Source organism: Bartonella sp. CE47NXGY, assembly GCF_042195415.1.
GTDB lineage: Bacteria > Pseudomonadota > Alphaproteobacteria > Rhizobiales > Rhizobiaceae > Bartonella.
In genome coordinates, this window is sequence record NZ_JBHIOI010000036.1 from 1 (window position 1) to 9,813 (window position 9,813).

The 9,813-nt window shown below is 38.7% G+C and carries 5 protein-coding genes and 2 pseudogenes; 2 read left to right on the forward strand and 5 right to left on the reverse strand.

Going from position 1 to position 9,813, the window contains the following annotated elements; all coding sequences use genetic code 11:
• From ACFIL3_RS08125 to ACFIL3_RS08145, 5 genes and pseudogenes are all read right to left on the reverse strand, one after another.
• A pseudogene (locus ACFIL3_RS08125) lies at positions 1–596 on the reverse strand (late control protein); the annotation flags it as partial.
• The gene (locus ACFIL3_RS08130; protein WP_375645172.1) at positions 596–850 is read right to left on the reverse strand and encodes a tail protein X; all 255 of its coding nucleotides are present in this window, start codon (positions 848–850) and stop codon (positions 596–598) included. The pseudogene ACFIL3_RS08125 and the gene ACFIL3_RS08130, both read right to left, overlap by 1 nt.
• On the reverse strand, positions 847–1,308 hold the full coding sequence (locus tag ACFIL3_RS08135) for a phage tail protein (RefSeq protein WP_375682043.1): 462 nt from the start codon (positions 1,306–1,308) through the stop codon (positions 847–849). The genes ACFIL3_RS08130 and ACFIL3_RS08135 overlap by 4 nt, the downstream gene beginning before the upstream one ends.
• 13 nt (positions 1,309–1,321) lie before the next feature.
• Positions 1,322–1,696 carry a hypothetical protein gene (locus tag ACFIL3_RS08140; protein WP_375682044.1) on the reverse strand — a complete coding sequence of 125 codons (375 nt, stop codon included), beginning with the start codon at positions 1,694–1,696 and terminating at the stop codon, positions 1,322–1,324.
• Between the two features lie 758 nt (positions 1,697–2,454).
• Complete coding sequence (locus ACFIL3_RS08145; protein WP_375651423.1) at positions 2,455–3,585, reverse strand: metallophosphoesterase; 1,131 nt, start codon at positions 3,583–3,585, stop codon at positions 2,455–2,457.
• A 775-nt stretch (positions 3,586–4,360) separates the two neighbouring features.
• Between ACFIL3_RS08145 and ACFIL3_RS11310 the strand changes: the two are divergent.
• Together ACFIL3_RS11310 and ACFIL3_RS11315 are read left to right on the forward strand one after the other, a co-directional pair.
• A pseudogene (locus ACFIL3_RS11310) lies at positions 4,361–6,718 on the forward strand (NosD domain-containing protein); the annotation flags it as partial.
• Between the two features lie 633 nt (positions 6,719–7,351).
• The coding region (locus ACFIL3_RS11315; RefSeq protein ID WP_404977460.1) for an autotransporter outer membrane beta-barrel domain-containing protein at positions 7,352–9,813 on the forward strand (2,462 nt) is incomplete at its 3' end.

The following is a 9,813-nucleotide window of genomic DNA, read 5'->3' on the forward strand; positions in this document are numbered from 1 at the left end:
TCCCAGTTGGAACAGTCATTTTTATAAAGTTCGAGTGCTGGTAAATTGTCCCCGCTTAAAAACAAAAACTTATTGTCCTTGATTAAAAAACGTGCCCGCATGCGGTCGGCAAGGCGGGTTAAAAAATCAACAGCCGATTGATCTGTACGAATCACATAAGGTAAAGTTTGTTTGGTGAACTGAGGACTGACCTTTGCTTGATAGCCATGGCGTTTGGCCAGTGTCTCAACAATCTCAGCAACAGTTTTGTGATCAAAATGCTCACTCACCTGTTCTTTAAGCTCTTTACGCATCGAGGCACTTTTGCCACAAAGGCGCAAAATCTCTCCATCACTGCCCCCACAACTTACAACCGATTCGACAACAAAACGCCCCATAAATGCACTGATGCTGTTCTCATAGCCAAAGATCACCTGGAGAGCGTTGCCCGTTTGTGGAACCTCTAAATCATTGCCATTATCATCAAATTCTGCTTCAAATGTATCGGCTTCATTACCGGCATGGTCCGTAATGGTTGCGGTTAAAAGACGCTGATAAAAAACCTCATGAACAGGTTTATCTCCCACCTTGACTAAAATAAAGGGGTATGTGCGCATTAATCCCATAACCGCTTCACCATGCTTTGGGGATTAGACAACACAAATTCAGGCAGAATAACCGTTAAGCCCCGCGGTAAAAGCACACCATATTTGGCAACCTCTGGATTGGCTTCCAAGGTGGCTTCTAAATAGCCGTTTAGTGCCCCAACTTGGATGCGGTCCCTGAACACTGCCATGGCATGTTGAAAGCAGATGAGATCAAGACTCATATCCTCTAACTCTACAACAACATGCTTTTCTGGTATCTTCATAGAGTTTGTCCCACTTGGATTTGTCCCTCTTGGTATTGTCCTTGTGGTTTTCCGCCATTAAAAAAGGGCAAGAGCGTAATGGAATAGCGGATGCGCTGGGATTGACCAGAGCGACTGATATAGTCGTGGTCTTTATTGATCGTGGTGATTACTACGGGTCCATGGAGAAGGACACTATAGGTCGTATCATTGATCCAACGAAGCATCTGGACCGGCTTTGCTCTTCGGATAGTTGTAGTGATGGCATCTATCGCTACCCGGTCCCCAAATTCTTCTGGAAACCAAACCCCATGAATGGTTTTTGCATCATTGCCATAGCCGGTAAATTGCAAACTGGGTGCCTTGCCAAAACGCTCCATACAAACCCATGAGGCAGAAAACTCTTCTTCAAAGGATTGGAAATTTAGCCAGTCCACATAAAATTGATGCGGTCCTAACATCATCAAAGGATCTCTCATAGGCTCCCTCCCCTCATTCTGTCCCGCCATGCAGCGCATTAGCGCGTGCCCGTTGCAAAGCATGGGCAACCGCACGACCAGTGGCCATGGGTTCACGCACCCCATTAACATGCACTGTGACATTTTGATTGTGTGTGATGGGGGAACGGTCTTTGTCTCTTTGCTCTCTCGCAGATGAATTTACAGGAGAAGCTCCCGCAAATTGCACGATGGGTTGGATGGCTGTTTTACCCCCCAAAAAACTTGGCAAAAACTCTCTTACATCAATGGAACCAATCCACCCCTTAATGCGGCTGGGCAAAGATTTACAATAATCCATCAATTGTGAGATAGACGACATAAAGCCATCGACAATCGAATTAGCTAAATCTTCGCCGGCTTGTTCCATACCAGCCTTGGCAGCATCAGAGAGCTTTTCGCGGGCAAAAAAGCTCTTTCTAAACTGGAACTTCTTAAAATTCCCTTTTTACACCTCTCTCAAAGCAAAGATAAAACTGCCAAAACACGTGAGAGTCATCTAAGGATAATTGCATGAGACCATAACAGCTATAAACAGACTCCAATATTTGTATCATATTATTGTAACGATTTACTTACGTATAAAAGAAGAAGATAAAATTGTAATACAACTAAAAGTTCATACGGTTAATCAAGAGAAATTATACAGCATCACAAAACATCAATTGTTTGAAGATTATAAGTAAAAAATCAAAATAAAAAGCTTTTCTTATGAAAAAGAAAAGAGTTGCCCATGAGTAGATATTATAAACTCTAATAAAGGGCATAACTTGATAATTATACTGCAACAAACTAATAGAAACAGCCTTCTTGATAATTCTGGACAACATGTGCTAGCAAATTATGAACACACCCTTGACAAACTCCCCTTTCTTCAAAGATGAAAGCCTAAAAAGAAAAATAGAATAACAAACCATTATTCTGCTTTGTATTAAAGCTCAGTTCACATTAAACCATTGCACTTATAGCGTATAACCTGAAATCTTAACAGCTTTGAAAAAGATATAAAAAAGATGTCTGATTTTTCACTCTATTTCTAAGTAACATTTAGACACTCCTACTGCTCTTCAAGTCCGCACATATAATACGTTTTTTCCCTCATGCTTTAAGACAAAGAAACAAATCCTATTATAACTTACTGCAACTTGCCGAAAATTGGGTGTCTTTCCCTATAACACCAAGATCTTTAATTAAAAGCGGTTTTCCTATTTCTCCATTATAGGCTTTAACGTGAATGGTCTTGCCTTTCACATCTATGAGGTAATAATCTCCATTAAAAAGCGCACCAGCTGTATAGATAGGGATATTTCCAAAAACCTTATCATTTTTTGCACGGCAATAAGACTGATAATGCGTGTGACCCACGAAGATTGCTTTAACATTATGAGAGGTAATAATTGACTTAAAGACCGACAAATCTTTAGCATTCTTTTTACGAATAAAAAAGGATTCACCATCAATGGAAGCAGCACGCGCATCATGAAAATTAATGATTGTCACTTTACCTCTTGCATCAGCAGCAGCTAAATCGTTCCTAAGCCAATCTAAAGATTTATTGATTTGCACTTCTGTAGACTGCCCCTTCAAACCAACCGTATAGCTTGGATAATTGTGAAGCTGCACATAGTGAACATCTCCATAATCCCAAGAATAACTCAAACTCCCCCTTATCGAGCGAATATTTCCACCCGAAATGGGAACCAAGCTTTCAGTAACATCTGCATTGAAATGCGATAATTGACTACGGTATTTTTTGATTTCCGATACCATTCTTGAAACTGCACTTATAGCACAAGCATCTTTGTAAAAGCTGAATTCTTGAGGATTTGTACAATTACCAACATTATTGGCATAATCGTGATTCCCTAGCCCCTCATAGACAGGTGCTCCAAGAGTTTTATAAACATTTTCATAATCATCATAGTTTTTTTGTTGTCCAAACTCCGTCAGATCACCATTGACAATATGGAATGCAGCTTTGTGCGCTTTTATCACACCAGCAACCTGCTCATTTATCTTTAACCATGGCTCTCTGTTTGATATTCCATTGGCATCACCAGAGTTTAAACGCCACGGTTGCGGATCAGCCATAATGATAGCAGTATAATTTTTTGTAAGAGACTTTTCTTTCATCGACCAATCCATGAATGCATCATGATAAGGACTCTTGTCTCTTTTTATTTTTTCAGCATCAAGATTAAAACAACCAGAGAGAGTAAAAGCAATCACGGTGATTACCAATTCAACTTTATATCTCATAAACCTATCACCATAAAAACGTTACATATTTTTTATATTAAAAAATTCATCAGAGACAATTTTTTTAGATTTTATTGTCAAAAATATGTCAAAAATTCGAAATAATAAAAGCAATAATCCTTCAATGAAGGTGCACTTTGATGATATAAAAGCACTGTTGATTTCAAGCCTTCAACTTGAAGCATCTTCATTGATTAAGATTTATAAGCTTGGGCTCTGGCTCTTTCAAATGTCATCGATACATCAACAGCTTATAAAAACTTAGTCGTATACTATTAAAATATCCCCAACAGGAGAAAAAATGTATTCTTATACTAGAGCACCCAACTCCTTTGGATATCAAGATCAAATATATTAGAATATTATGATAAATAAGGTATAAATAATCAAAAGTGCTAGCAATAGTGTTTGAGTATTACCGTCATAACTTACTTTGATAAGTTATAAAAATGCAGAAGTATTACAGAAAATACTATTATTACTTTATAAAAAAATAATATAACTTATGTAAGTATTATAATAATATTTATAATTTCTATAATATAGATTTACAATAAATTTAATTATATAATATAAATAATCACAAACACATTGTGTATTAAATATAAATTAATACAAATTTAATATCATTTGTTTTTTAATTTTGACAAAAAACCAAAAATATCTTACCAAATAAAGACAATTACTGAAATTAATAACAACTATCCATTTTCACTTCTTCTTATGAAGTTTGCGGGGAAATGAATATTTGGGGGCTCTCATAAGGAGAATACTGGTGTATAAAACATCCCTTTTATCATGCACAGCTGCGGCTGCTATCATACTATTCAACATCCAGTTCACTGCACATGCTGAAACTCTTGACGTTGCCAACGAAGAAAAAGATATATCCGGAAAAACGTACGAGACTATTTATGTAAAAAACAAAGGAAAAATCACCGGTAGTACTGTAACCGTAACTGGAAATAAAAACACAAATACAGACACAGGTAGCGATAAATATGTTGTAACAGTTGAAGGTGCTAACAGTGCGCTTGAATTAAATGGCTTAAATATTCAAGGCACTGATTCTGATGTTCGTTTTGGTATTTCTGTAAAAGACGGCGCTAACATCAACCTGACTGGGGGGAACATTACAGCTTCTCAAACTGGTGTTTATATTGATGATAGTAAGAATAGTAGAAATATACTACAAAATGTAGTGATATCAGATAATAAAAATGAAGCATCATCACTCCTTGGAATAGAAATAAACAACGAAAGTTTTATCACTTTAGAAAATGTAACAGTTAAGCAAGCAGAAACTGGTATACTTGCGGATGTCGTTTCTCAAGTTATAGTATCCGGAGGATCATTCGAAGGTAAAATGGATGGCGTATATGCTATGGGCGGCACCACCATTACTGTAGATGGCGGTACTAACATTACCTCATCTAATGGTAACGGACTCCATGCCGATGATGAAAATACCACCATAAAAATGACTGGGGGAAGCGTAACTGGAAAAGACGCAGCATTGTATACAAACGACGGTGGTCATATTAAAGTCACGGGTGGTACTCTAACAGCTAAGGAAGATACCACAAGTGCACCTACTACAGAAGGGGATAACCCTGCATATAATAAGGGTACTAAAATTGAGAGTGGATTCGGCGCATTGTCTCAAGGTGAAAACAGTGTGATTGAATTATCTGATACAAAGATCAATGATGCGACAATCGGGTTAAAAACACAAGAAAGTGGCGCAATCGCAATGACTGGGGGAAGCATTACAGCGTCCAAAGTTGGTGCATTCTTTTTAGATAGCAAGAGCAAAGAAAACGAACTGAAAGATGTAGTGACATCAAGTGGGAAAGATGATGCGCCACTAATCAATGGAATCAAGGCAACTAACAGTAATGTCACTTTAAATAATGTAACAGTGACGCAAGTACAAACTGCCATAGATGCATATGATTCCACAGTAAAAGTCTTAGGAGGATCATTTGATGCAGAAAAAGCAGCAATATTTGCTCAAAACGGCGGCAACATCACTTTAACTGGCGGTGCAAAAATTACATCATATAACGATGCTGGACTCTATGCGGAAGGTTCAAAGTCCATCATCGAAATGACAGGAGGGAGCATTACAGCGAAAGAGGAAGCAGTAACGACAACATACGGTGGCCATATTACTGTTACAGATGTCACCCTAAAAACAAATGGTGATGGACTTGGTGTAGCTTCTGATGACCTTGGTAGCATGATTGAATTACTTGGAAAGACAACGATTAGTGATAGTGCAATCGGGCTTCAAGCACAAAACGGTGGTGTAATCAAGATGACTGGGGGAACCATTACAGCTTCTGCAGCTGGTGCTGGCTTCTTAAACAGTAACAGCCGTGAAAACAAACTAGAAAATGTGACAATATCGAGTGGTAAAGACGATGCGCCACTGAACTTTGGAATAAAAGCAGATAAAGGTACCGTCACTTTAAAAGATGTAACAGTGACTCAAGCAGCCGCCGGTATATTTGCAGATCATGATTCGACAATAACAATCTCGGGAGGATCATTTCATGCACAAAATGCAACAATATCTGCTCAAAACGGCAGCGCCATCACTTTAACAAACGGTGCAAAAATTACATCATCTGATGATGTTGGATTATATGCAAAAGATTCAAACTCCTCCATCACAATGATAGAAGGAAATGTCACGGGAAAAGCGAGTGCTTTGGTTGCTGAAGATGGTGGTCATATTACTGTTACAGATGTTACCCTAAAAACAAATGATAGCGATAAGTCATTTGGTGTATTTTCTAATGGCGCAAATAGTGTAATTGAATTGCTTGGAAAGACCACAATTAGTGGTAGTGCAATCGGGCTTGCATTCCAAAATGATGGTGCAATCAAGATGATTGGAGGAACCATTACAGCTTCTGCAGCTGGTGCTGGATTCTTAAACAGTAACAGTCATGAAAACAAACTAGAAAATGTGACAATATCGAGTGATAAAGACGATACGCCACTGAACTTTGGGATAAAAGCAGATAAAAGTACCGTTACTTTAAAAGATGTAACAGTGACTCAAGCAGCCGCCGGTATATTTGCAGAGAATGATTCGACAATAACAATCTCGGGAGGATCATTTCATGCACAAAATACAACAATATCTGCTAAAAGCGGCAGCACTATCACTTTAACCAATGATGCAAACATTACATCATCTGATAATGTTGGACTCTATGCAGAAGGTTCAAAATCCACCATCACAATGACGGGAGGAACTGTCACGGGGAAAGGTAATGCATTGGTTGCTGAAAATGGTGGACATATTACTGTTGCAGATGTGGCTCTAACTGTCACAGATGTGGCTCCAAGTGACGACTATATATCGTCTGGTGTATTTTCTGTTGGTGAAGGCAGTGTAATTGAATTACTTGGAAATACAACTATTAGTAATAGTGCACTCGGGCTTCAAGCACTAAACGATGGTGCAATCAAGATGACTGGAGGAGCCATTAAAACTTCTCTAGTTGGTGCTGGCTTCTTAAACAGTAACAACAGCGAAAACAAGCTAGAAGGTGTAAAGATATCGAATAGTAAAGACGATGCGTTACTGAACTTTGGAATAAAAGCAGATAAAAGTACCGTCACTTTAAAAGATGTAACCGTCATGCAAGCAACCAATGCCTTAGTTGCAGATGATCACTCGACAATAACAGCCTCAGGAGGATCATTTCATGCACAAAATACAACAATATCTGCTCAAAACGGCAGCGCCATCACTTTAACCAACAATGCAAACATTACATCATCTGATAACATTGGACTCTATGCAAATAGTTCAAACTCCACCATCAGCATGACGGGAGGAACCGTCACGGGGAAAGGTAATGCATTGGTTGCTGAAAATGGTGGACATATTACGGTCACAAATGTGTCTCTAAATGTTACAGATGTATCTCTAGATGACGAAGATATATCGTCTGGTGTATTTTCTAATGGCGAAGGCAGTGTAGTTGAATTGCTTGAAGGAACAACGATTAGTAATAGTGAAATTGGACTTACAACAAACGATGGTGGCGCAATAAACATGACTGGAGGAACCATTAAAACTTCTCTAGTTGGTGCGGGCTTCTTAAACAGTAACAGCGGTGAAAACAAGCTGGAAGGTGTGAAGATATCGAATAATAAAGACGATGCGTTACTGAACTTTGGAATAAAAGCAGATAAAAGTACCGTCACTTTAAAAGATGTAACAGTGACTCAAGCAGCCGCCAGTATAGTTGCAAATAACCACTCAACAATAACGGTCTCAGGAGGATCATTTAGTGGACGTGATGTAGGAGGAAGCGCCGAAACCAGCAGTACGATTATCTTAAAAAACAATGCTAACATTATATCATCTAATGGCGAAGGACTCCTTGCAGACGGTTCAGGATCTAAGATCATAATGACGGGAGGATCCGTAGCCGCGAACAAAACAGCGTTATTCGCAATCAACGGTGGGCATATTGATGCCACAGATGTTGCTCTAACAACAGAGGGAAAAGGAAGCGGTGCATTTGTAAGTGGCAATGACAGCATAATTCAATTGCATGGTGATACAATAATTAACAATACTTTGGACGGCCTTGGAGCAGTTAACAGTGGTAAAATCATTAGCGAAAACTTATCGATAATCGGTGGTGAAGCACTTGAAGGCCCCGACAACGAGCGCACTGGTATATGGACATCGGACTCTGGTAGTGAAGTTAGGTTAATGGGCAAAACAACCATTCAAAATGTCGATGAAGGGTTTTATGCAGACGGTGGAAGTAAAATCATTAGCGGAGATTTAACAATAACTGGTAGTGAAAATAAAACAATGACCGTTGGTGTAAACGTTGCAGAAACTGATAGTGCAATCGAATTAAATGGTAAAACAATCATTCAAAATTTTGATGTTGGTCTTTTTGCAGGAAATAATAGCACAATTAAGATGACGAATGGTTATATTGGAGCAGCAGAGAATACAATAAAAAATAAAATAGAAGCAAAAAAAGTTGCACTATGGGCGGCAGCTAATGGACATATTGATCTCAAAGATGTTTCTGTAACAGCAGGAATCAGCGGCTTGCAGTTCTTAGCTCTCCCTAATACCAAAACCGATGAATCAAATGATCCGCAAAAACATCAAAATAGTGAAATCAATTTAACCAATGCAGATATTCACGCTGAAAATGGTACTGGAATTTTCATTGGAGCTTTCACTAACGATAACATTGAAGATATTCCAACTTTATCAATCGGTACAGCAAATCTCAAAAATTCAGAAATCCATGCTGATGTATTGTTAGGAGATGGTCTTTTCGAAGATCCAAAATCTTGGAAAAATGACAATTATTGGAACAATAAAGAGGTTAAAGCGATCTCCAATGGCACCTTCACCTTAAGCGCTGATCAGTCTACTCTAGAGGGCAGAGCGAATATTGCTAAAGACAGAAATGTACATTTTGATCTAAAAAATAAGACAACATGGACACTAAAGACCAGTACAAAAGAAAAAGATGCTGATGGAAAACTACTTGATATCGCTCAAAGATCTCGTTCTGATATTTCCACGCTTAATCTCGATAACAGCTCTATTGTTTTTGATGGACTGGTAGAAGATCATTATCACACATTGCATATAGGTTCTGGTAAACCAGATACGCAAGAAGTCTACAACGCCTCTGGTAATGCAAAGATTTACTTCAACATTGCTTGGAGTGATGGCGTAGCAAGTGCCGATCAAAAAACCGATAGACTTCTGATCCACGGTGATGTCTCAGGCTCCACAACAGTTTATATCAAAAGCGATTCAGGAGATGAAAGTAGTGTAATAAATGCTGCTGATCCTTCCAATATAGGTGGCCTCTCGCTCATTCAAGTTTCTGGAAAAGCACAAGAAGACTCTTTCAAACTCGTAAATGGCTATACCACAAGAAATCGTTTGCCTTATAAATATACGCTAACGGCCTATGGACCAGAGTCAAGCCACGGACAAGCCGATGTTGCACAAAGCCTCTTTGATGAGAAGAATGAAAATTTCTGGGATTTCCGCTTACATAAAGAAATTCTTGAAACGGGTTCTGGTTCTGGTCCAAGTGTGATCGTCCCTGTAGCACAAACGGCCAGTTACTTAGTCATGCCAAATGCTCTCTTCTATAGTGGATTAACCGATATGGCTAAACAAAACGCGCTTTTAGCCAATATCAGAAC